This is a genomic window from Sphingomonas sp. NPDC079357 (assembly GCF_044901155.1).
GTDB lineage: Bacteria > Pseudomonadota > Alphaproteobacteria > Sphingomonadales > Sphingomonadaceae > Sphingomonas.
The window spans coordinates 501,206-521,549 of sequence record NZ_JBJDOM010000001.1; the positions used below are offsets into that span (position 1 = coordinate 501,206).

Genomic DNA, 20,344 nt, shown 5'->3' on the forward strand with positions numbered 1-20,344 from the left:
TTCGGGGTGGTCGCAAGGCCCAGGTGCGGCTTAAGGCCTGGCGATGCACTTCGGCCCCGACATCTTCGCCTTCCTCGTCCTCGTCGCGTTCGTGGCAGGCGCGATCGACGCACTGGCCGGCGGTGGCGGATTGCTGACGATCCCGGCGCTGTTGGCAGCCGGCGTGCCGCCGGTTTCGGCATTGGCGACGAACAAGTTGCAAAGCGCGGTGGGTACCGGCTCCGCTTTCCTCACCTTCTGGCGTGCGGGGCACGTCGATCTGCGCCGCTTCGCCCTGCCCGCCGCCGGTGCGTTCAGCGGATCGATTGCGGGCGCGGTGACGGTGCAGCACGTCGATCCTCGCTTTCTCGCGGCGTTCGTCCCGGTGCTGTTGATCTCGATGGCATTCTACTTCCTGCTCGCGCCACCCATGAGCGAGGCGGATCGCCACGCCCGGCTAGGGCGCCGGGGGCTGACCGTCATGACCACGCTGCTCGGCTTCTACGATGGCTTCTTCGGGCCAGGCACCGGATCGTTCCTGACGACCGCCTTGGTTGCACTAGGCGGCCTCGGGCTGGTGCGCGCAATCGCAAATACCAAATTTCTGAATCTGGCGACGAACATCGCTGCGCTCACCGCGATGATCGCGGGTGGTAAAGTGTTCTGGCTGCTGGGCGGTGCGATGGCGGCGGCCAACGTCGCGGGCAATCAATGCGGCGCCTGGGCGGCGTTGCGCTTCGGTGGCAGGGGCGTGCGATACCTGCTCGTCGTCATGTCGATCGCGCTGACGATCAAGTTGTTGTCGGACCCTGCAAACCCCCTATGGACGTGGCTGCGCTGAGGATCCCTTACCGGCTGGCATATTCGTTCGCGCGCGCCATATCTTCCGCATTGCCGCCGGGCAGGACTACCCCCGCGACATAGGCCTCCTCGGTGACCTCGACGGTCGCGCCGAGCTGCGTTGCGGAGAACAGCTTCTTGGCGAAGGCGGTAGGCAGGCGGATGCAGCCGTGTGACGCCGGAAAACCGGGATTGCGCCCGGCATGCAAGGCGACTCCATCCCAGGTAAGCCGCTGCATGAAGGGCATCGGCGCATCGTCATACAGGCTGGAACGATGTTGCGCCTTTTTCTGCAGGATCGTGAATGTGCCAGTTGGGGTCGGGCGTTCGTCGGAACCGGTGGACACCGACGAGGCGGCGACCAACTGCTTGCCCCTGAACACATAGGCGCGCTGATCGGGGATCGAGATCAGGATGCTCACGCGGCCTGGACCGTCTGCCGCCGGGGTCCATACGAAATGATTGGGTGGCAAGGTGGCCGCCGCCTCGGTGATCGCCAGTGCGTCCGCTCCATCGGCCGACGCCGGCGCAACGACGCCGGTCGTCAGCAGCGCTGCGAGCAGAAAGGGAGTGATTCGGCGCATGGCGGTGGCTTTCCGACGTTGGCTGGGGAGCCCAGCCCGTCCGGGCCCCTTCGATCTGTCAACGCGCCTCAACCGTTTCGGTGCCGGGCGACGAAGCGTTCAGCATCTGCGGCAAATGCGCCGGGATCGGGTGCAAACACCAGTTAACGTTGACGATAATTAACCCGTTCCATGCTACATCGACGTCATTGGAGTGGGGATTTACATTACTCATGATGCAGTCGCAGGATACGGTGTCGTCACGCCGTGCTTTGCTGAAGACCGGCGGATTATTCGTCGGCGCCTTGATGATCCCGGGTGCAGTCTCGGCGGGGATGCGCGACCGCGCGCGTCGCGGAACGCCTGAATCGCTGATCCCGGATGATTTCTTCCATCCGTCGGCCACGCCGATCACCCAGCCCGCCGTTGCCAGCGCGACGACGCAGCCGGCGATCGACGCGCCGGGCGTCAACCCGCGGCTGCTCAAGCGGGCGCTGGCCGCGCTGGAGCAGCACGGCAGCCGCATCGCCAAGCGTGACCGGATCGCGGTGGCGGATTTTTCGACCGGGTCCAGCGCGCCGCGCTTCCACCTGATCAACCTCGAGGATGGGCACACCGTATCGAAGCTGGTCGCGCACGGCAGCGGGTCCGATCCGGCGCACACCGGCTATCTGCAGCGCTTTTCGAACCAGAACGGCTCGAACGCCTCGTGCGAAGGCGCATTTGCGACCGCTGATTATTACGTCGGCAAGCATGGTCGCTCGCAGCGTCTGATGGGTCTTGACGGGACAAACAACAATGCGCTGGACCGCGCGATCGTCGTCCATGCGGCATGGTACGCCAATCCGGACATGATCCGCGAGCGCGGCATGCTCGGGCGCAGTCAGGGGTGTTTCGCGGTGGGCGAGAACGACTTGACCGAGGTGTTCGAGCGGCTCGGGCCGGGGCGGATGATCTACGCCGCCAAGGTGTGAAGCCGTCTTTCTCGCCCCGGGCCTGATCCGGGGCTCCACTTCCTCATGCGGTTCGCGCTGATCAAGCTCGGCTCCTGATCGCGCACCTGAGTCATTCGAGGAACCCGGGACGGCGTTGCTCAGCGCACGTCAAACGCAGCTAGTTCATACGCGATCGACGCTTCGACCAGTTCCTCCCACATCGCCGCGACCGCCTCTGCGGGCACGCCGAGCCGCTCCGCTTCGGCGCGCGCCTGCGCAATCACCTGCGCCTTGCGCGCCTCGTCGCGTACGGCGCCACGCTCGGGCTTGATGCGCGCCGCCGCGTCCATATAGTCGAACCGTCGCCGCAGCAGCGCCACCAGCTCGCGGTCGAGCGCGTCCACGCCCGCGCGAACCTCGCTCATCGTGGTGCATTGCTGGCCGGGCAGGATTTCGCTCATGCCGCGCTGCTTGGCGAGCGGAGCGGCATCTGTCCAGCTTGACTTGCGCGCCTTGCCCGGCTAGGCGCGCCGCTTCGCAATTGCCCCCGCATCCCGGTGAAGCGGCGGGCCTGCATCTTGTTTACGGGATGTGGCGCGAGACCGGGACCTACGTTGTTCGCTTATTGCAAAGGTAATTACATGTCGAAGCGCCATAGCGCCAAGTACAAGCTCGACCGTCGTCTCGGCGAGAACATCTGGGGCCGTCCCAAGAGCCCGGTCAACAAGCGTGAATACGGCCCCGGTCAGCACGGCCAGCGCCGCAAGGGCAAGGTGTCGGACTTCGGCATCCAGCTCCGCGCCAAGCAGAAGCTCAAGGGCTATTACGGCGACGTGACCGAGAAGCAGTTCCGTCACGCCTATGAGGAAGCGTCGCGCATGAAGGGCGACACCTCGCAGAACCTGATTGGTCTGCTGGAGCGTCGTCTCGACGCGATCGTCTACCGCGCCAAGTTCGCCCCGACGATCTGGGCTGCGCGTCAGCTGGTCAGCCACGGCCACATTCGCGTCAACGGCGTGAAGTGCAACGTCGCGTCGCGTCGCTGCTCGATCAACGACGAGATTTCGCTGGGCAGCAAGGCGCAGGAAATGGCGCTGGTCATGGAAGCGCAGAACCTCGCCGAGCGCGAAGTGCCGGATTATGTCGCGCAGGACGGCAACACCAAGGTGACGCTGGTCCGCGTTCCGACGCTGGACGAAGTTCCTTACCCGGTGAAGATGGAGCCGAACCTGGTCGTCGAGTTCTACTCGCGCTGATTGACCTGGCCCGGTGGCCATGGCCACTGCGGATGGTTTGAAAAGACAAAGGGCGGTCCCCAAGGGGCCGCCCTTTTTTCGTGCCAGGGTGATGAGGGCTGCAGGTCGACAACGGCAAGCTGCCGGATGCCGCCGCGTCATGATCTTCACGCGGGCGCCGGTCGAGGGACGACGCGGGTGATCAATGTAAGGACATGGTGCAGATTCGATTACGAGGGCCCGTGGTTTCGTTACGACTGGGCTGCGCCGGCGGTCGTCGCCATAGTGCCTCGTGACAGGAATCGCTGAGATCGGTCGGTCAGGAAATCCGTTGCCTTAACTTTCTAAATCCGCCTGTCGCTCATCCTCGGGCGGCGACAGTGATCAATACGAACGTCAAAGCAGCTATAGTGCTTGTTCGTTCATATGACCTCGCAAACGGTGATCCGATGCCCCCTGACCGCAACATCGTCATCCTCACCGGCGCGGGCATCTCCGCCGAAAGCGGCGTCCCCACTTTCCGCACCAGAAACGGCATCAACTATTGGGATGTTGGCGATGGCAGCGACGGTTACAGGATCGAGGAAGTGTGCACGCCCGAGGCGCTGAGACGCGATCCTGCGCTGGTGCATGGCTTCTACGATCTGCGTCGGGCCGCCCTGGCGGATGTTAGACCCAATCCAGCACATGAAGCATTGGCACGACTTGACCGCGAATGGCGGGGCGAGCTGCTCGTCGTCACGCAGAATGTCGATGACCTGCACGAGCGCGCAGGAACCCGCCGGCTGTTGCACATGCACGGCGAACTATGTTCGGCACTCTGTGCCGCCTGCGGTGCGCGTCGATCGTGGCGCAACCCGCTGCCGCCCGGAAGCATTTGCCTCAACTGCCATACGCCGGCACTACGACCCGACATCGTCTTTTTCGGGGAAATGCCGTACCAGATGGAGCGGATCGATGCGGCGCTAACTGAGGCCGATCTGTTCGTCTCGATCGGCACATCGGGTGCGGTGTATCCAGCCGCAGGGTTCGTGCAGACGGCGCGCCACCATGGTGCCAGAACACTGGAACTGAATTTGGATCTGTCAGAAGGGAGCGACCGGTTCCACCAAACACGCCTTGGTACGGCCGGTTCGCTGGTCCCTGCCTGGGTCGATACTCTTCTCGATAACATCGCCGGGCTGCGCTGACGTTGATGCGCCAGCCTACAGACCCGCTCGGGGAGCGACTGCTACGCTCCCCGAGCCGCGATCACTTACCGCGGAGCGTGTTGAGCAACGCGAGGCCGATCACGCCGCCGACGGCAGCCGCGGCGAACGGACGCTCGTTGACGAAGCGACGCGCCTGATCGATCAAGGGGCGAACACTGTCCTTGGCCTCGCCGTACGTCTTCTGGACCGTTCCCTCGGCCCGGTCGGCGGTACCGTCGGCACGCAGCTTGTCGTCGCCGAATGCCTTGCCCAGGCCTTCCTTCAGCTTGCCGCCCAGGTCGGTGGTCGTGCCGGTCAGCGTGTCGCTGTTCATCGAACATCTCCTTGTTTGCGTTCGCGGGGCATAACCGGGCTCGAGGGCGGTTCGTTCCGTTAGCGGTCTAGACGGTTGCCAGCTTTGCCGCCGCTGCCTCGCGCAGGTGCGCCTCCAGCTCGGCGGCGCGGTGGTGCGCGGTATGTTCGGCGAGCACGCGTGCGCGACCGGCGGCGCCGATCGCGTCGAGATCGGGGCGGGCGAGTGCAGCCTCGACATCGTCGCTGGTGTCGGCGAGCAGGATTTCGGTGTCGGGCGTCAACAGTTCGTCGATCCCCTGCCAGCGATCCGAGACGATCGGTGTGCCGCAAGCGGTCGCTTCGAACAGTCGCACCGAGGGCGACCAGCCGGCGGCGATCATGTCGGCGCGGGTGACGTTAAGCGTCGCGCGGCTCGCCGAATAGAAGTCGGCGTGGTTGGCGGGGGCAAGATGCTCAATCCGCTCGACGTTGGCGGGCCAGTCGATCGTGGCGGGATATTGCGGGCCGGCGACGACGAAGCGCATCTCGGAATGGCGGCGCGCGGGCTCGATCAGCAGGCGTTCGAGCGTCGGCTGGCGATCGTCGCTGTAGGTGCCGAGATAGGACAGGTCCCAGCGCTTGTCCGCGCCGGTCGGACGGTAGCGGTCGGCATCGACCGAGCAATAGAGCGCGCGCGCGGCGGGGCTCTTGTAGCGTTCCTCGATCAGCCGCAGCGTCGGACCGCCGGTGAACGAGCAATATACGTCATAGCCGGGGATCGTCTCGGGCGAGACGTAATCGCATGCGCCGCGCGCCAGCTTGGCGAGCGTGACGGGCGTGTCGATGTCGTAGAAGGTCGTCACGCCCCGTGCCCATTGCTGGACCAGCTTGCCGACCTCGATCCCGTCGGGAACGTAGGAGCCGACCATCACCGCATCGGCCTGCTCGATCTCGGCGCGCCAGTCAGCCAGCGCGGCAAGGCTGTCATAGAGTTCGAGCCGGCAATAATCGGGCGCGGGTTCGTCGCGGTGCGCGGCGTACCAGGGCATGTCGCGTTCGAGGAACAGCACGTCATGCCCGCGCGCGGCGAAGGCGCGGAGCAGCGCGCGGAAGGTGGTGGCATGGCCGTTGCCCCAGCTGGAACTGAGCGAGAGGCCGAGGACGACGAGCTTCATCACGCGGCCCCGCGCTGGCGGGCGGCGTGCGCCTTGAAGAGCGTGTCGACCTGTGCGCCGCGCAGGTCATAGGTGTGTTCGGCCAGCACGCGCCTGAGCGCGGCTTGCCCGATCGCCTGCGCCCGCTCGGTGGTCAGCGCGGCGAGATGGTCGGCGACGTCCTGTCCGTCGCGCGCGACCAGCACTTCGCGGTCGGGGGTGAGGAACAATTCGATCCCTTCCCATGCGTCGGTGATGAGGCAAGCCGCGGCGCCGGCGGCCTCGAAGACCCGCGTCGCGGGGGAGAAACCGATGTGCGCCATCGAGTCGCGCGCGACGTTAAGGACCGCGCGCGGCGTGCAGTTGAAGGCATTGTGCTCGGCGGTAAAGACATGGCCGCGGTGCCGGACGTTGCCCGGCATCGTCTTCGTATCCCAGCCATTTCCCCCGATCAGGAAGCGCTGTTGCGGGAGCAATGCGGCGGGGCGGAGGAAGAACTCTTCCACGCGCGCCTCGCGGTCGGGAAGGCGATTGCCGAGGAAAGCGAGGTCGCAGGCGAAGCGTTCGTCGGCGGGGACCGGGTGGTGAGTCTGCGGGTCCAAGGCATTGTAAACAGGAATACATTCCACCGCACCGAAGCCGCGATAGGCGTTCACGACCGGATCGCCGCCGCCATAGGTCAGCACCATGTCGAGGTGCGGCAGCGCGGCGGTGACCGGGTGGTCGGGATCGGCGCGCATCTCGTCGAGAGTCGCGGCGGCATCGACGTCCCAGAAGATCTTGAGTGCGTCCGGGCGAGCGTGGGCGATGATGCCTTCTAGCAACTCGCGGTCGAAGACGCCGACGCCGTTCGCCTTGACGACGATGTCGGCATTTTCGGCCTCAGCCAGTACGTTACGGAGGGCATCGTGGGTGGCGGGATAGACGACGACCTTCGCATAGGCGGGCGGGTCGATGTCGCGATGCTGTTGCCGCTCGAACGCATCGGGTTCGTAGAAGGTGATGTCGTAGCCGCGTTCGCCGAGCGCGCGCAGGATGCCGCGATAGTAGGTCGCGGCGCCGTTCCAATAGGAGGACAGCAGACTGGATCCGTAGAAGGCGATCTTCACGCGGGGAAGCTCCGGGAGTGCGAGGGGGCGTCGATCGTGGCCAAAATACCCAGCAATTCGTCGACGCGGTGTGCACAGGTGTGGCGTGCGAGGATGGTTTCGAGCCCGGCGGTGGTAAGCGATGCCCGCAAGGCCGGATCATGACGGAGGTCGCGAAGGATGCGCGTCATTTCGTCGGGCGTCCGCGCGAAGAGAAAGTCGGTGCCGGGGCGGAACAGATGCTCGGCATCGTTCCACGGCGCGCTGGCGAGCGGGAGGCCGCAGGCCAATGCCTCGAAGACGCGGATCGTCGGGATGCCGGGGAGGATCGTCGTATAATAGCGGCGGGGCACATGAACGGTCGCCAGTGCGCGTGCGAAGAGCGCGGGCGCGGCGGCGTTGGGCGCCCAGCCGTGATAGCGCGCGCCGTACGCAGCGAGCATCACCTTGCCCTCTTCGGGGTAGCGGACGCCGTAGATGTCGAGCGGCAGCCCGGCGTCGCGCGCGGGAGCGAGCAGATAGTTTTCGATCTCGGCGGTGCGCTCGCCATCGCCCCAGTTGCCGATCCAGACGAGGCCGTCGCGTTGTTCGCCCTCTACGGGGAAGAAGCGGCGCGTGTCGGCGGCCTCGTGCCACGTCCAGACGCGGTCGCCCCAGCCCCACTCGCGATAGACGCGCGACAGCGCCTCGCCGAACGCGAGCACGCCGTCATAGCCGTCGAGGTCATAGGCGCGCATCTCCTCGGGCGCGCTGACCGCGCGGTGATGCGTGTCGTGAAACAGCAACGTGAAGCGCGCGCCATCGCGGCGGAGCTTGCCGAGCGCGGCGACCAGATCGTGCGCGTTCCATTCGTGGACGATCACCACGTCCGCACCATCGACCAGTTCGGCGACATCTGCGTTGGGGGCGAAGGTTTGCGACGACAGCTCGGGATAGGCATTGCGATAGGCGTCCAGCCCGGCCTCGCCATGGTCGCCGAGCAGGTTTTCGAGGCTCCACGCGCCGGCGGGCTCGTAGACGCGCACGTCGTGCCCGCGCGCGATCAATTCGGAGAGCACGCCGCGCAGGAAATGCGCGTTGCCGTGATTCCAGCACGAGGCGAGGCTGTGGGTGAAGTAGACCAGCTTCATGCCGCGGCCCGCTCGCCGGTGGCGGTGACGCGATCAAGCAGCGCGGCCATCGCGCGCGTGGTCTGCTCGGTCGCGTAATCGAGCGCACGGGTGCGGGCGAGTGCGCCACGCGCCAGCCGCAACTCGGTGTCGGCGGCGAGGTTGGCGATCGCGCGCGCGAAGCCCTCGGCATCCTCGGCGGCGACGAAGGTCGCGACGCCGTCCCACAATTCGCGGAAGGTCGGGATGTCGGACAGGACGAGCGCGCAGCCGGTCAGCGCCGCCTCCAGCACTGCGAGCCCGAACGGCTCGTACCATGCGGCGGAGGCGTAGATCGGGCGGGTCGAGAGTGCGGCGGCGATCGCGGCGTCGCTGATCCGGCCAAGCGGTTCCAGGTGGTGGAGCTTGTGCTGCTCGCCATGCGGCCCGCGCGTGGGGCCGGCGGCACGGAACGGAAGCGGCAGTATCGCGGCGGCGCGATCAAGGGTGGCGATGTTCTTGCCGCGATCCCACAACCGCCCGGCGGTGAAGACGCGCGCGTCGAGCGCGCCGGTGGCGGGCGGGAGCGTGCGGCCATTGTAGATCGCGCGCGGCGCGACGGGCAGCGCGTAGAGCCGCTGGATCGTCGCGGCGAAGGCGCGGGTCGGGCAGACAATCGCGTCGGCGCGGGCGAGACCGCTCGCGACCAGCCCGGTCTGCCAGGCGAGATCGGCGGGGAGCGGGCCGTGCTCGACCGCGTCCCACCAGCTCGCGACGCAGCTATGCACGACCGCGATGACCGGCATCGCGAAATCGGCGATCGCGAGCGCGGGCTGGTTGAGCTGGACGATGTCGACCGCTCGTGCTGCGGCAAGCGCAGCGACCGCGTCGGCGGCGACCGCGACTGCCTCCGCATCCCTGGCGAGCCAGTCGAGCGGGAGGCGCGTGTCGATGAGCGTGACGCCCGCCGCGTCGGCCTGCGCGTGGTGCGCGGCCGAGGGGGCGGGACCGAGCGTGGCGAGGTCGACCGACCAGCCGGTGCGGACCAGATCGGCGGCCAGCTGGATCGCATATTGCCAGACGCCGCCGACCGCGTCGGCGGTCATCAACAGCCGTCCTGTCACGCAGCGACCTCGATCGCCGGTGCGTCGGCGGTCGAGAGGGAAGCGGCATGTTCACGTTGTAACCAGTCGGCCAGCGCGCCGACGCCCTCGCGCCAATCGCGGCGTTCCGGCAGCGCAAGCGTCGCGGCGGCGGCGCGCGCATCGGCGACGAAATAGCGCTGGTCGCCCGCGCGCCAGCCCGAATAGCGGACATCGACGGGGCGGCCGGTGAGCGTCGCGATATGCGCGAGCAACTGACGCAGGCTGACCGCATTGTCGGGGCCGCCGCCGAGGTTGAAGGCGCGGCCCGCGACATCGTCGATGCGGTGCCATGCCGCGATATAAGCGTTCACCGCATCGCGCACGTCGAGCACGTCGCGGACCTGATGGCCGTCGCCGTACAAGGTGATCGGCTCGCCGTTCAGCGCCCGGATCAGGAAGTGTGCGACCCACCCCTGATCCTCGGTGCCCATCTGGCGCTGGCCGTAGATGCAGCTCATCCGGAACACGCAGGTCTTCAGCCCGAAGCTGCGCGCGTAATCGAGGACATACTGGTCGGCGGCGCCCTTCGACACGCCGTAGGGCGTGTGGAAGTCGAGCGGACGTGCCTCGCCGATCCCGTGCGCGCGAACCTGCGAGTCGACGGGGCGATAGGCCTCGTCCTCCAGCACGAACTCGAGGTCTGCCAAGTCGCCATACACTTTATTGGTCGAGGCGAAGATCAGTGGCACGTGCGCCGCGCGGGTGCGGATCGCCTCGAGCAACTGGAAGGTGGCGGTAATGTTGGTGGTGAAATCGTCGGCGGGGTCGTCGAGGCTGGTGGTCACCGCCACCTGCGCGGCGAAGTGGAACACCGCCGACGCGCCCGCGACCTCGTCAGCAAGTCGCGCCGCATCGCGCACATCGGCATGGACGAAGCGGATGCGGCTGCCATGGCGGGCGCGCAGCCATGCCAGATTGCGCTCGACACCCGCGCGCGCGAGCGCGTCGTAGACGACCACGTCATGCCCTTCGCCAGCGAGCCGGTCGGCGAGGTTCGAGCCGATGAACCCGGCGCCGCCGGTAACCAGCACCGGCCCCCTCATGCGACCAGCCCGCGGCGCTCGAGCTCGGCGCGCATCGTCGCGACCTTGTCCTCGGCGGTCTGCTCCGCAACCCATTCGGCGAGTTCGGCGAGCCCGGCGGTGAAGTCCTGCGTGGCGCGGAAATCGAGCCGCTCCTGCGCCAGCGTCGTGTCGCAGAAGCAGTGGCGAATGTCGCCGATCCGCGCCTTGCCGACGATCTCCGGCGCCAGATCGTTCTTGCCCATCGCCTTGGCCAGTTCGGTCGCAACCTCGGTCACCGAACGATCGTGGCCCGAGCCGATGTTGAACGTGCCGCCGACCGCCTGCGGGAGGAACAGCGCATCGGCGAAGCCACGCGCGACGTCGCTGACATGGACGAAGTCGCGGCGCTGCTCGCCGTCCTCGAAGATCATCGGCTTCTGTCCGTTGAGCAGCCGCGAGGCGAAGATCGCGAGTACGCCGGTGTACGGATTGGAGAGCGCCTGACCGGGGCCGTAGACGTTGAACAGCCGCAGGCACACACCCTCGATCCCATAAGGCGCGGCCATGATGTGCGTGGTGCGCTCCTGCACATATTTGTTGAGCGCGTAGATCGAGGCGAGGTTCGGCTGTTTCCACTCCGGGGTCGCGACGGGCGTCAGCGGGCGGCCCTGCGCGTCGACCGGCTCCCAATTGGTCAGCCCGTCGCGCAAGCCCTTGCGCTCGGCGTCCTGCACCAGATTGCCATCGGCGTCCCGATACAGCCCCTCGCCATAGATCGACATCGACGAAGCGGTGACGACGCGGCGCACCGGCTTGTCGATCAATTTTTCGAACAGCACCGCGGTGCCGACGTCGTTGGTCGAGGTATAGCGCTCGACCTCGTACATCGACTGACCGACGCCGACTTCGGCGGCGAGGTGGATCACGCTGTCGACGCCGTCGAGCGCCTTGCTGACGACATCGCCGTTGCGCACGTCGCCACGGATCAGCTCGACCGCATCGTTGAGAAGCGGCGGGCGCTCGCAATCGCCGTGGACCTGCTCGATCAGACTGTCGAGAACCCGCACCTCATGGCCGCGCGCCAACAATTCATCGGCAACGAAACGCCCGATGAAGCCGGCCCCGCCGGTGATGAGAATGGTTTCCACGAATATTCCTCCCGCCCCGCACTTGATCTCCATCAATGACACGCACGCGCATTGCTGGTTGATTGCGTCAGGAAGAACATCTTCTACTTAGCTTGGTTCCATAAATTGTTGCGATAGCGTAATTTTCATGGACGTGCTTGAAAAGTTGATACAGATCAAGCCGACATGGCCAGAATAGTTTTGCTTGCCCGTCACGGGCATCATCAAGAAGTCGGGCATGTGCTGAGCGGTCGTTCCGCCATTTCCCTCGATTTGCAGGGACAGACGGAGGCTGAAGCATTGGCGCGGCTGGTCGTGCGGCGTGGAGTGACGCGGATCGTTACCAGCCCGCGAGCGCGCACCCGGGAAACCGCAGCGGTGGTATCGGCGCGACTGGCCCTGCCGGTGTCGGTCGAGGAGGCGCTGGACGAGGTGGATTTCGGGACGTTCACCGGCCGATCGTTCGCCGCGCTCGACGACGATCCGGACTGGCACCGATGGAACGCCGAGCGTGCGACGGCACGCTGCCCTTCGGGCGAGACGATGGGCGAAGCGGTGTCGCGTGCGGTGGCGTTCGTTGCCGGGTGCCCGCATGGCGTGACCCTGTGCGTGTCCCATTGCGATGTGATCCGTGGGGTGGTCGCACATTATGTCGGCCTGCCGCTCGACCGCATCTTCTCGCTGGGATGCGATCCGGGGTCGGTGACGACGCTGGTGCTGGAAGGTGACGGCGCACACCTGTCGGCGCTGAACGAGCGCGGGCTGTAACCCGCGGCCGCCGCGGCTCGGGCATCGCGAACGCGCGCGGGGCATCGGGAAGGCGCTGGCGCGCCGATGCACGTCGTACATCGCGCGACGTCACCGATTTCAGGAATTGGCTACCATATCGGCAGCCTCGACGGAGATGGTGGAGCCGAGGGGGATCGGCTCGCAACCCCGTAACCACTGATAAACAAAGGATATTTTTCGGAGCGTTGGGGCGGCTGTATTAGGCTTTTGTACTAGCTGGGGCAAGGGAGCCATCCTTGCTCGTTGCAGATTACACAGGATCGTCGTCAAAGATTTGCTCGTCCCACTGAGTTAGCATCTCCGCGCACCCGCTCCCTGTCAGCGCCAAATCGGCTCCAGCGTTTCCAAAGTATTCTTCTACCGCCCTGACTCTCCTGCTTGGCAAATTGACAGCGGTTCCCCATACCTTTTTACCAATCCGAGGGGCACTGCCAAACAGAAGATCAAGATTTTGGGCATGGTAAGCACAACCAAGCATTACAATTCTATCGGCTTTAGCAATTTCATCGTAGATTGCTTTCTGCTGATCGCTGCCAATCTTCTCGCAATAGGTCTTAATATCACGACTGGCATACCCAGCACTTCTCTCAGCCCCGAATACAACACCATTTGAAGCAATTTGGCCAAGCTTTCCAAGGCTTCCATACACGTGATGCACTGGAATGCTTTGCAGGGCAGCAATAGCTTGTTCCTGCGAAAGGGCTAGGGTTGATACGAAGTGACTATAAAGAAACATTTCGATGCATCTGTCGTAATTGAACGTTACGAACGCCACACCTGAAAGGCTCCCTGCAACATCTCTTCTTGGAACATTCGGATTTATAAGTCGCACAAGTTGACCAAGCCAAGTTTCACGAAGCGTTCTCAGAACCGCTGCATCGTTGTATCCATCGCCATTTAAGTTTGCGAGCAAGCTATTACCTTCCGCCCTCAATATGCATTCAGCGATACAGAGCTTAGCCACCTCAGGCAGCTTGGGAAAATCGGACCACTCATTTATAAAGTCATCGACGGAATTCTTTGACTGAATACTCTGCCGAATGCGCATCATGGCAGCAACATGAAGACTGACCATTCCACCATGCTGCATTAGAGCCCTCGATATCGGCCCCGAGCCACCCATCCTTTGCTCGTGAATGTCCTCATCTAGCAGGCTTTCAATCTGAATAGCCAGCTGTGAGCCAATTGGCATTGAGCCATTGCCTTTGAACTCAATGCTAGCACCTGCCCCGACCACAAAAACCGTCCGCATTTGGCTCCTTTCAAAAGCAGGATTGCACAAGTCTAATGCTAACCGCCCGCGACCTATTTTCGCTAGAGATTTGCGAGAGGGCAATCAGACAATTCTGAGCGCCCTATCTCCCCGTACCCCCACCCTGCCCGGTCACGAATATGACACGCCTAGCGCGACCTGCATTATCGCGCGCGGTTCGTTCTCCCGGCGTGGCGTGTCATCAATGCCAAGCCCCAGCCAAGTCGGATCGCTGACCCTGCCAACACCTTGCCTCGCAAGTTGTAGCTTATGAGTCATGCCGATTGGATCATTGCCGCCTACCTCACAAGGTACTTGACAGGGTTGTGATACTGCCTCACATATCAGGCATACCTTGTGAGGATAGCACCATGAGCCGCGTTGCCTACTTCCGTGTATCGACAGAAGCCCAGAGCATTGAAGCCCAGCGCAAGGCGTTGGGTGACGGCTTCGACCGTGAGTTTACCGATGAAGGCATAAGCGGTGCGATCCTCGCTGCTGACCGCCCCGGCTTCGCTAAGCTGCTCGACTACATTCGGGAGGGCGACACGCTCTACGTTTATGCCCTCGACCGGCTGGGGCGCGATGCCTTGGACGTACAGGCCACGGTACGGAAGCTGCTAGACCGTGGGGTTACCTTGGACGTTAAGGGGCTTGGACCCATTGGCCGTGGCGTCGGGGAGTTGATCGTCGCTGTCCTAGCCCAGATGGCTGACATGGAACGGCAGCGGATCAAGGAACGGTGCGACAGTGGGCGGGTAGCTGCTCGCGCTTCGCTGGATGCAACGGGGCTGACGCACCGGGGCAAGGCTGGCCTAGGCCGTCCGTTCGCTGCTGATGCCAAAGCCGTTGCCGAATGGCGAAAGGAGAATGGCGCTTCGATCAGTCAGACAATGGCGCATTTCGGTATCTCAAAGGCGACGGTATCCCGGTATTGCGCCGGGTAAGCCGGGTACTCGACGGGCTGGGATCGGACAGGCGACGGGAAGGCCCGCGCATTCGCCCAGCGGAGGCCGTGAGAGTCGATCCGGGAAGCTCAGGGCATCGACCTAGCCGGGATGCCGTGGCGGCGTTGTGCGGGCCTGTGAGGGGCTGGCCAATCTCCCCGCCGATGTACCGGGACAATTTGGGACCGTTAGGAACGATCTAAACGCGTCCGCCCGAAGGCGCTCGTTATGGATGCCGGTCCCGGTACAATTCGGCACCCTTCAACATGAGACACCATTCATCACCGCTAGCTCCCGTTTAGGCCGGGACACGCCTGACAGTGCGTAACTGTAGATATCCACAGCCAGCGATGGTTAGCGAAAGCGAAGGGGTGTGCCGTCCTTAGGGACAGCGCATGGATATCGGCCGATGCTCTACAAGCGACGTATATTCTAACTCAGGATCATGCGGGCTGTTCAGCGCCTCCACTGACCGTAACCTAGGCATTCGGCCTACCGTTAAGTGGTCGAATTATCTCCATACCTGCATTGCGGGTAAGCTCCATATTGGAAGCTTTGGGGGGTAGGGGGGCCGATGATACAGCTCAATATTTCTAATCTAGGATCATACTAGTTATGTATCCTGTTCTATGACTTCATCCTCTGATTGTCATACACGATCCATTCTTCTGATAGGCTCAGATAGCTAATCCCTTTCCTGTTTGGGCCTACGCTATGCTTCTGACTGAGCCTATCTGAGGAATGATCCTCCACATACGCATTGCTCATTAAACCATTGAAGCCCAACGGCCCTGAGCAATTGCCAGCCTGCTAGTGATAGCATTGCCCTAGTTGGTCACTAGCAGGCGAACCCTCTCCATACCCGCAATATGCCTGTTCCCGTTTGCTTACCTGCAAGCGCGCTATCTGTTTCTTTTGCTGGGACAGTACAAATCTATCCAAAGGATTGACTATGACCATGACGACTATCGACATGAGCCGCCTCGATAATGACAAGGTGGCGCTTTACCTTGCTTCCACTGATCGCCGTGTGACCATTGGCGTTCGCTTCGCCTTGGAAGCTCTTGGCGTAGAGCTACCCGACTTTGTTCGCCGTGGTCGCCCCGGTCCTCGACGTAACAGGATCAACGCCATGATGGCTGCGCTCGACAAGGATAGCGGCACCACCCGCCCATACCGCGATGAGAAGCTAGGCGTCCGCGCTTTTGCTCCACACAACTAATCGCCCCCATATCTCAAAGGATTTACCATGACCATTACCGACAACATCTCAGATATCGCCAATGAGATTGAGTCTCTTAGCGCCGATCTTCGCCGGGTGAATGCGCTTATCGACGTACTTGGCAAGCCTGCGATGACGAAGGCTAACGAGCTTGATAAGGCTCTACAGTCCGCAAAGGACCGCTTCGCCACCGCATTGGCCGATCAGGCTGACAAGGAACGTGAGGAACGCCTTAGCCGGTACTCCGATATCACTGTCACCAGTACATTCGAGGCCGGTGACAACCTGATTAGCACCAGCTTTAAGATTCGCTACACGGCGAAGACGTGGGACATGATCCTCAAGGACAGCGTTCCGAAGCAGCATGAATGTAGCGGCTTTGCTGCCCTTCCTGACGACGTTTACGATTATCTCGTTTCCGTAAAGCCTCAGGCAATCCCTTCCGTTATCATGGATCTTGCTCCCGGAAATCCACGGGAAGCCATGTCCATCTACCTACAGAGCAAAGCCCGTGGCTTCTTCAAGAGCAATTGGGGCGCACTCGCAGCCTAAGGATCAGTGATTTGCTAGTCACCACCCTCCCCTATCCCGGCGTTGTCGCTGGCGGCATCAAGCTACGTCGGCGAGCAGCCAAGAGTATCAATATCGTAGAGGATGCCGTGCGCGCTAATAAGGGCAAGGCCACTCTACAGACTGCTACGCTGGCAGCGTTCTTCCAGGCCTGCGCCGCCGCCGCCGCCAAACTCGCCAGCCCCAAGGCATAATGGCTGATCTGCATGATTGGGGAACGGGAGAGGCACCCAAGCCTCCCCGCTCATTCCCAAAGGATCACAGGCCAGCGGGCTGGCGAGTATTTCCAGAGACGCTAGACGATCTGGTGCAAAGAGCAGGACCGTATGGTGATGCTGTCAAAGCCCATCTTGAATGGTCCGGCGTATCGGCATGGCTGATGAAGGTCACGCCCAATCCTGCCCTTACTGCCGCACTCATTCCGGTCGAAGTCGCCAATCTATCCGTTCTGCTCACAAGGCACGCTGCCGAACATGAGGCCAACTGGCCGAAGTTAGCAGACAAACCCGTGCCGCCTGCACTCTATGACTTACCAGAAGATGCCCAAGACATAGCACGCCGCATGGCCGCTGATGTACGCGCCCTCTGGGAAGCTGCTGGCCGCCCGTACCTTGGGGCCAAAGATTGCAAGTTTGCATTCCAGTATCTCGCCGCCGCGATCCGTAAGGGGATCATCCCGCCCGTCTCGACCATAGGCGACGTTGATCCGGCCCCCGCCGCCAAGCCGGCAAAGCCCCACATTCTCGATACACTCAAGGAACAATCATGACCGCACTGACTCCCCGCCAAGCCATCAAGGTCAAGGCGGCTCTTTCGATGATTGCATTGCACGGGCACAATCCCCGCACTGTCCAGAAGCAGGCTCAGGCAGAATTGGCCAAGGGCTTCCCCGCCAACATCGCCTACAAGACTGCAATCGACGGCTTTATTGCCCGCGTCCCTGCTATGGGGAATACGTTGCATACCGCTGTCGATCTGATCCACCATAGCGACGATGCTACGGTAGCCCTGTACGACAAGGCGCTTACTGCCTACAATGACAGTGGCGATAACAGTCACCTTGATAGCCTCGCTCCCATGATCCTTGAGGATGCCAAAGCGCTGGCGATCAGCAAGGGCGAAGTGACCGAGGCCGATGCCGCCAACTGGACCATTGACGATGCCCTTGGCACCAGCAGCGAAGCCTTCGCCGAATTGCCTGACGTACCCGATGCGTCCACGCTCGCACCGGGGCAAACCGCCAATAGCTCGTTCGCCTTCAATGGCCTTCCCAGCCCCGCCGCACAGACTCCCGCAGCGCCCGCTCAGGCACCGGCAACGGGTCCACAGTGGGTCATGGGTCCGACCGGCTACACCCTCGTTGCACAGGCTCCCAGCGGTCCACAGGCGGGGCAGAGCATGACCGGCTATGATCCCTACCGAGGCGGACAGGACGCCACCGGCATTCGGGTCGCTCAGACCGGGGAAGCCGCCCGCCGGTCGCATGGCACTCCCGTTGGCGATCTGACCTATATGCAGTCGGCAACCGGCGTCCGCATCGCGCCGACCGGGGAGCAGGCTCGCCGAGAGGCTGGCGTCCCGCTTGGCTATGAGGCCTGAAGCCACCGACTCTTAACGGTTTGATGGGCACGCTTCTCTCAGCAGGAGATAGCTATGTCGTTTACCGATGCTGAGAGACAACACTGGCTTACCGCTAAGAGAGCGGGCCTTGATCCAGACGATTACAGCCCGGAAGAGTTAGCCGCTGAGTTGGCCAACCGTGAGGCTGACGATGGCGACGACGAGGGCATAAGCCTTGTATCGGTATGCGAGCATTGCGGCCGCTCATTGCCCCACGCCAGCACGGAAGAGTTTGCCCTCTGCGACGCTTGCGACGCCTGATCGGCATCCGCTCTAATTTGCCCTAGGAGAGTCGCTGAGAGGCTTTCCACGATCCCGACCTACAGATACCCGAACGCTTCCACATGAGTCCTGACGGGCTTCGCTGGGGCCGGACGGGTATCTGTATGTTCGCCTTCTAGTGGAACCTCGGCCTAGCGCAGTATGCCTCAGCATATCCGGGCTTTGCAGCGGGAGCATCGGGCTTGGCCATAGCACGGATACCACGAACACAGCTTTGGTAGGGTGAAAAGTAGGCTTGAATACAGGCCGCCACAATCAATCCAACTGCTATGATGACCGCGGCCTTGATTGTGTTATTCATTCAGCCTCCCTTTATCATTAATCCCGGCACCCGGTAAGATGCCATCGCTTCCGCTAAGCTGTGAAGATCATAGCCGCTGCCGTAATCGTCCGCTACATCCTTACCGGCATGGCCCATGATTTGCCGCTGCACTCCCTCAGGCATCTTAGACCTACGGCTGTAATCCTTGAAGGTGTGACGGAATGAGTGAAACACCTTTCTCTTGTCGGTGATGCCGCAGACATTTCGCATGTAGGGGCTAAACCATTCTCCCCACTTAGCAGTAAGACGGCCATAGATATTTGGCACAAGGTCCGGGAATACTCTGCCCTGTTGATCCTTGAGCTTCTGGACGTATGCAATGAAGCCCAGCCGCTCTAGCTCAGGATGCAGCGGCACCAGCCGTTCACTGGCAGCGTTCTTGATCCGGTTAGCTTGCCCTCGGTCGTCGGTAGCCTCAGTGATATGAAGGAACCAACCCGCAAGCATCTTGCCATCTTGATCGGGATACTCCCGGCGCTGCACGTCTGCCACGCGAAGCTGCCCCATTTCTTCCAATCTTGCCCCGGTGAACAGACCGAGCAGCGGGAGCCAATAGGCAGCTTCCCCCTTCCCGCCTTTGGGACGCTCACCATTGGCATAGACCGGGCTGGCAAAGATCGCCTGTAGCTCGTCCAATGCAAAGGGAAGCCGCTTGCCCTTCCCGCTATCGGCAACCTTGACGCTGATCCCCTCAGCTACGTTCGATGCCGCTAGATCGTTCTGGTACGCCCAGCCTAGCAGGGTCCGCAGCCGGGACAGCTTCATGTTCGTATTGGCGACGGACTGCCCCTCAGCGAGCAGCTTGTCCTTGAACGCCAGCACGTCCTGCCTAGTGATTCGCTCGACCGGCTTGCGCTCCGTCCGCGCATAGAACCATTCGGCTACGGCCCGATGGGTATCCTTGCCCTTCTGGACCACACCGCGCTCGGTAGCCCAGCGGTCTAGGATATCCTTGTCGAGATACAGCCCCGAGTCGGTAGCAGGCTGGCACTCTACGGCTTGATTTTGATTTGCTGACGCGCGGTCATCCTGTCCGTAGCGGGCATGAAGGCTGGCGACCAACGCTCTGGCATTCTCCCGCTCATGCTCCACGGCCAGCTTCCCGGCCCTGACGATATCGGACACGGGGGCATCCGGCTCGATCCCAGCCGCAACGGCGTCCATGATAGGGGAAAGCCGCTCTATCTCCATGTCGGAGGCGAACAGGGTATCGGCTATGTAGTCGGATTGCTCTTGCTCAGCTTCCCACCGGCTCCGCTCCCGCTCCAATGCAGCGGCGGATTTGGGAGGCAACGGCTTGGGAGCAGGCTTTGCAGCCGAGTCACGATCACGCTCAGCTTGCCTCAGCAGGGCATGAGCCGCTTTCGTCATGTCGGGTATCACGGCCTTTGCAGCCTCCCGATCCTTTAGACCGAGCGACCGCTTAATCTCCCGCTTCCCGGCCATGAAGGGACGCAGGTCCGCAGGTATCCCCATGCGGAAATAATAGACGCCATTGGGCGCACGGTGGAGGTAGGAACACATCGGGTATCGGCCTCGTACCTTTGTACTAGACGCCTGTAAAAACCCTAGGTTTCGCAATGATTTGCTGCAATTTCAACAGCTTGGACAGGATGGTGGAGCCGAGGGGGATCGAACCCCTGACCTTCGCAATGCCATTGCGACGCTCTCCCAGCTGAGCTACGGCCCCATTCCGTC

Annotated in this window: 22 protein-coding genes and 1 tRNA gene; 11 read left to right on the plus strand and 12 right to left on the minus strand. The window is 62.8% G+C overall.

The features are described from left to right. Nucleotides 1-43: 43 nt before the first annotated feature. Entirely contained in the window at nucleotides 44-820 is a 777-nt protein-coding gene (locus ACI2JO_RS02225; protein ID WP_404719121.1) for a TSUP family transporter, read from the plus strand. 7 nt (nucleotides 821-827) lie between these two features. Here the strand turns inward: ACI2JO_RS02225 and ACI2JO_RS02230 are convergent, their stop codons facing one another. After that, nucleotides 828-1,403: a L,D-transpeptidase family protein gene (locus tag ACI2JO_RS02230; protein ID WP_404719122.1), complete on the minus strand. Its 576-nt coding sequence runs from the start codon at nucleotides 1,401-1,403 to the stop codon at nucleotides 828-830. Nucleotides 1,404-1,615: 212 nt separating this feature from the next. Here ACI2JO_RS02230 and ACI2JO_RS02235 point away from each other — a divergent pair, with 212 nt between their 5' ends. Then, complete coding sequence (locus ACI2JO_RS02235; RefSeq protein ID WP_404719123.1) at nucleotides 1,616-2,356, plus strand: murein L,D-transpeptidase catalytic domain family protein; 741 nt, start codon at nucleotides 1,616-1,618, stop codon at nucleotides 2,354-2,356. Nucleotides 2,357-2,475: 119 nt separating this feature from the next. Here ACI2JO_RS02235 and ACI2JO_RS02240 read toward each other — a convergent pair whose 3' ends face one another. After that, a complete protein-coding gene (locus ACI2JO_RS02240; protein WP_404719124.1) occupies nucleotides 2,476-2,778 on the minus strand; it encodes a chorismate mutase in 303 nt (100 codons plus the stop codon). Nucleotides 2,779-2,958: 180 nt separating this feature from the next. Here ACI2JO_RS02240 and rpsD point away from each other — a divergent pair, with 180 nt between their 5' ends. Further along, nucleotides 2,959-3,573 carry a 30S ribosomal protein S4 gene (gene rpsD / locus ACI2JO_RS02245; protein ID WP_335310901.1) on the plus strand — a complete coding sequence of 205 codons (615 nt, stop codon included), beginning with the start codon at nucleotides 2,959-2,961 and terminating at the stop codon, nucleotides 3,571-3,573. Nucleotides 3,574-4,001: 428 nt separating this feature from the next. Beyond that, nucleotides 4,002-4,742 carry an NAD-dependent deacylase gene (locus tag ACI2JO_RS02250; RefSeq protein WP_404719125.1) on the plus strand — a complete coding sequence of 247 codons (741 nt, stop codon included), beginning with the start codon at nucleotides 4,002-4,004 and terminating at the stop codon, nucleotides 4,740-4,742. A gap of 61 nt (nucleotides 4,743-4,803) precedes the next feature. On the opposite strand, the gene ACI2JO_RS02255 is transcribed toward ACI2JO_RS02250, so the two are convergent. From ACI2JO_RS02255 to ACI2JO_RS02285, 7 genes are all read right to left on the minus strand, one after another. Further along, a complete protein-coding gene (locus ACI2JO_RS02255; RefSeq protein ID WP_404719126.1) occupies nucleotides 4,804-5,076 on the minus strand; it encodes a CsbD family protein in 273 nt (90 codons plus the stop codon). 67 nt (nucleotides 5,077-5,143) lie between these two features. Beyond that, on the minus strand, nucleotides 5,144-6,211 hold the full coding sequence (locus ACI2JO_RS02260; protein ID WP_404719127.1) for a glycosyltransferase: 1,068 nt from the start codon (nucleotides 6,209-6,211) through the stop codon (nucleotides 5,144-5,146). Continuing rightward, complete coding sequence (locus ACI2JO_RS02265; RefSeq protein ID WP_404719128.1) at nucleotides 6,211-7,299, minus strand: glycosyltransferase; 1,089 nt, start codon at nucleotides 7,297-7,299, stop codon at nucleotides 6,211-6,213. The genes ACI2JO_RS02260 and ACI2JO_RS02265 overlap by 1 nt, the downstream gene beginning before the upstream one ends. Continuing rightward, entirely contained in the window at nucleotides 7,296-8,408 is a 1,113-nt protein-coding gene (locus ACI2JO_RS02270; protein ID WP_404719129.1) for a glycosyltransferase, read from the minus strand. Before ACI2JO_RS02270 ends, ACI2JO_RS02265 begins: the two co-directional genes overlap by 4 nt. Continuing rightward, entirely contained in the window at nucleotides 8,405-9,472 is a 1,068-nt protein-coding gene (locus ACI2JO_RS02275; protein ID WP_404719130.1) for a glycosyltransferase family 4 protein, read from the minus strand. The genes ACI2JO_RS02270 and ACI2JO_RS02275 overlap by 4 nt, the downstream gene beginning before the upstream one ends. A gap of 14 nt (nucleotides 9,473-9,486) precedes the next feature. Further along, nucleotides 9,487-10,554 carry an SDR family NAD(P)-dependent oxidoreductase gene (locus ACI2JO_RS02280; RefSeq protein ID WP_404719131.1) on the minus strand — a complete coding sequence of 356 codons (1,068 nt, stop codon included), beginning with the start codon at nucleotides 10,552-10,554 and terminating at the stop codon, nucleotides 9,487-9,489. Then, complete coding sequence (locus ACI2JO_RS02285) at nucleotides 10,551-11,663, minus strand: NAD-dependent epimerase/dehydratase family protein (protein WP_404719132.1); 1,113 nt, start codon at nucleotides 11,661-11,663, stop codon at nucleotides 10,551-10,553. The genes ACI2JO_RS02280 and ACI2JO_RS02285 overlap by 4 nt, the downstream gene beginning before the upstream one ends. Before the next feature lie 165 nt (nucleotides 11,664-11,828). Between ACI2JO_RS02285 and ACI2JO_RS02290 the strand changes: the two genes are divergently transcribed. Further along, nucleotides 11,829-12,410 (plus strand): histidine phosphatase family protein, encoded by a 582-nt coding sequence (locus ACI2JO_RS02290; protein WP_404719133.1) that lies wholly within the window; start codon nucleotides 11,829-11,831, stop codon nucleotides 12,408-12,410. Between the two features lie 271 nt (nucleotides 12,411-12,681). Here the strand turns inward: ACI2JO_RS02290 and ACI2JO_RS02295 are convergent, their stop codons facing one another. Continuing rightward, nucleotides 12,682-13,683 carry a hypothetical protein gene (locus ACI2JO_RS02295; protein WP_404719134.1) on the minus strand — a complete coding sequence of 334 codons (1,002 nt, stop codon included), beginning with the start codon at nucleotides 13,681-13,683 and terminating at the stop codon, nucleotides 12,682-12,684. A 371-nt stretch (nucleotides 13,684-14,054) separates the two neighbouring features. Here ACI2JO_RS02295 and ACI2JO_RS02300 point away from each other — a divergent pair, with 371 nt between their 5' ends. The 6 genes from ACI2JO_RS02300 to ACI2JO_RS02325 all read left to right on the plus strand — a co-directional run bounded on the left by ACI2JO_RS02300 (nucleotide 14,055) and on the right by ACI2JO_RS02325 (nucleotide 18,021). Next, nucleotides 14,055-14,630, plus strand: a complete 576-nt coding sequence (locus ACI2JO_RS02300) for a recombinase family protein (protein WP_404719135.1) — start codon at nucleotides 14,055-14,057, stop codon at nucleotides 14,628-14,630. 952 nt (nucleotides 14,631-15,582) lie between these two features. Further along, nucleotides 15,583-15,852 (plus strand): hypothetical protein, encoded by a 270-nt coding sequence (locus ACI2JO_RS02305; RefSeq protein ID WP_404719136.1) that lies wholly within the window; start codon nucleotides 15,583-15,585, stop codon nucleotides 15,850-15,852. A 27-nt stretch (nucleotides 15,853-15,879) separates the two neighbouring features. Next, nucleotides 15,880-16,404 (plus strand): hypothetical protein, encoded by a 525-nt coding sequence (locus ACI2JO_RS02310; protein ID WP_404719137.1) that lies wholly within the window; start codon nucleotides 15,880-15,882, stop codon nucleotides 16,402-16,404. Nucleotides 16,405-16,415: 11 nt separating this feature from the next. Further along, on the plus strand, nucleotides 16,416-16,616 hold the full coding sequence (locus ACI2JO_RS02315; RefSeq protein ID WP_404719138.1) for a hypothetical protein: 201 nt from the start codon (nucleotides 16,416-16,418) through the stop codon (nucleotides 16,614-16,616). Between the two features lie 185 nt (nucleotides 16,617-16,801). Then, nucleotides 16,802-17,191 carry a hypothetical protein gene (locus tag ACI2JO_RS02320; protein ID WP_404719139.1) on the plus strand — a complete coding sequence of 130 codons (390 nt, stop codon included), beginning with the start codon at nucleotides 16,802-16,804 and terminating at the stop codon, nucleotides 17,189-17,191. Then, the gene (locus ACI2JO_RS02325) at nucleotides 17,188-18,021 is read left to right on the plus strand and encodes a hypothetical protein (RefSeq protein WP_404719140.1); all 834 of its coding nucleotides are present in this window, start codon (nucleotides 17,188-17,190) and stop codon (nucleotides 18,019-18,021) included. The genes ACI2JO_RS02320 and ACI2JO_RS02325 overlap by 4 nt, the downstream gene beginning before the upstream one ends. A 604-nt stretch (nucleotides 18,022-18,625) precedes the next feature. Here the strand turns inward: ACI2JO_RS02325 and ACI2JO_RS02330 are convergent. Next, nucleotides 18,626-20,170: a DUF6538 domain-containing protein gene (locus ACI2JO_RS02330; RefSeq protein WP_404719141.1), complete on the minus strand. Its 1,545-nt coding sequence runs from the start codon at nucleotides 20,168-20,170 to the stop codon at nucleotides 18,626-18,628. Nucleotides 20,171-20,260: 90 nt separating this feature from the next. Further along, nucleotides 20,261-20,336 (minus strand) — tRNA-Ala (locus ACI2JO_RS02335). Between the last annotated feature and the right edge of the window lie 8 nt (nucleotides 20,337-20,344).

Coding starts and splice junctions, on each gene's coding strand:
- ACI2JO_RS02325 (WP_404719140.1), top strand. CDS start 17,188: ATGACCGCACTGACTCCCCGCCAAGCCATCAAGGTCAAGGCGGCTCTT.
- ACI2JO_RS02260 (WP_404719127.1), bottom strand. CDS start 6,211: ATGAAGCTCGTCGTCCTCGGCCTCTCGCTCAGTTCCAGCTGGGGCAAC.
- rpsD (WP_335310901.1), top strand. CDS start 2,959: ATGTCGAAGCGCCATAGCGCCAAGTACAAGCTCGACCGTCGTCTCGGC.
- ACI2JO_RS02270 (WP_404719129.1), bottom strand. CDS start 8,408: ATGAAGCTGGTCTACTTCACCCACAGCCTCGCCTCGTGCTGGAATCAC.
- ACI2JO_RS02320 (WP_404719139.1), top strand. CDS start 16,802: ATGAAGGTCACGCCCAATCCTGCCCTTACTGCCGCACTCATTCCGGTC.
- ACI2JO_RS02290 (WP_404719133.1), top strand. CDS start 11,829: ATGGCCAGAATAGTTTTGCTTGCCCGTCACGGGCATCATCAAGAAGTC.
- ACI2JO_RS02310 (WP_404719137.1), top strand. CDS start 15,880: ATGACCATTACCGACAACATCTCAGATATCGCCAATGAGATTGAGTCT.
- ACI2JO_RS02305 (WP_404719136.1), top strand. CDS start 15,583: ATGACCATGACGACTATCGACATGAGCCGCCTCGATAATGACAAGGTG.
- ACI2JO_RS02250 (WP_404719125.1), top strand. CDS start 4,002: ATGCCCCCTGACCGCAACATCGTCATCCTCACCGGCGCGGGCATCTCC.
- ACI2JO_RS02240 (WP_404719124.1), bottom strand. CDS start 2,778: ATGAGCGAAATCCTGCCCGGCCAGCAATGCACCACGATGAGCGAGGTT.
- ACI2JO_RS02300 (WP_404719135.1), top strand. CDS start 14,055: ATGAGCCGCGTTGCCTACTTCCGTGTATCGACAGAAGCCCAGAGCATT.
- ACI2JO_RS02225 (WP_404719121.1), top strand. CDS start 44: ATGCACTTCGGCCCCGACATCTTCGCCTTCCTCGTCCTCGTCGCGTTC.
- ACI2JO_RS02330 (WP_404719141.1), bottom strand. CDS start 20,170: ATGTGTTCCTACCTCCACCGTGCGCCCAATGGCGTCTATTATTTCCGC.
- ACI2JO_RS02275 (WP_404719130.1), bottom strand. CDS start 9,472: ATGACCGCCGACGCGGTCGGCGGCGTCTGGCAATATGCGATCCAGCTG.
- ACI2JO_RS02235 (WP_404719123.1), top strand. CDS start 1,616: ATGATGCAGTCGCAGGATACGGTGTCGTCACGCCGTGCTTTGCTGAAG.
- ACI2JO_RS02230 (WP_404719122.1), bottom strand. CDS start 1,403: ATGCGCCGAATCACTCCCTTTCTGCTCGCAGCGCTGCTGACGACCGGC.
- ACI2JO_RS02295 (WP_404719134.1), bottom strand. CDS start 13,683: ATGCGGACGGTTTTTGTGGTCGGGGCAGGTGCTAGCATTGAGTTCAAA.
- ACI2JO_RS02280 (WP_404719131.1), bottom strand. CDS start 10,554: ATGAGGGGGCCGGTGCTGGTTACCGGCGGCGCCGGGTTCATCGGCTCG.
- ACI2JO_RS02255 (WP_404719126.1), bottom strand. CDS start 5,076: ATGAACAGCGACACGCTGACCGGCACGACCACCGACCTGGGCGGCAAG.